Annotated in this window: 1 protein-coding gene and 1 pseudogene; both read right to left on the reverse strand. The window is 57.9% G+C overall.

The window, feature by feature from the left end:
• Positions 1-412: transposase (locus tag ACI3K0_RS30765; protein ID WP_404946988.1), on the reverse strand; the 412-nt coding region annotated here is incomplete at its 3' end.
• Between the two features lie 161 nt (positions 413-573).
• A pseudogene (locus ACI3K0_RS30770) lies at positions 574-701 on the reverse strand (IS5/IS1182 family transposase); the annotation flags it as partial.

Genomic DNA, 701 nt, shown 5'->3' on the forward strand with positions numbered 1-701 from the left:
GCATCTCGTTCATCACTGTTCGCCGCGCCACCAAAAGCGATCGCCATAGCCGGCATTGGCGGCTTTTGACATGCACCTGCCGGAACCAGCCCGTGCGCATGATCTGCGCTAAGGCACGCGCATCATTGCGATCGGTCTTGTTCGGCATCGTCTTCATCGCCGCATTGGCCTGGCGCGTCTCGATGCAGACGGCTGCCAGTCCTGCGCTCCGCAACCCGTCATGCAGCCAAGCCGCCAGAGAGCACGCTTCAAGGCCGATGCGCTCCATCGGCAAACCGAACTCCTCGAGCGCTGTGACCAGCGCCGGAGGCTCACTGATCGCCCGCATCTCCTTCACGATCCGGCCCGTCTCGTCGACGATACAAATCGATGTTTCTTCCAAAGATACATCCATTCCGGCATAATACATCATGGCTGCTTCCTCTCGATGCGTGTGGCCGTTTCGTCAGGGACCACGTTGCTACATCCTGAAGGGAGCAGCCACCCCCTCGGCGTAGACCCCAATCACCCCATCTGTCCGATAATTCATGATGACCGTGCGATGCGTCTGGTCAGCGTCATGATGGATGCGGTTTAGAGAAATGCTTCGGCCGACTTTATCGTTGCCTCCGGGTCTTTCCATAGTCGCCGATTTCGACTGATCCATGCGAAGAATCGCTCCACAACCCATCGCTTTGGATGAACGGCAAAGCCGATCTGAT

It is taken from the genome of Rhizobium sp. ZW T2_16 (genome assembly GCF_044987325.1).
GTDB classification, from domain to species: Bacteria; Pseudomonadota; Alphaproteobacteria; order Rhizobiales; family Rhizobiaceae; genus Neorhizobium; species Neorhizobium cellulosilyticum.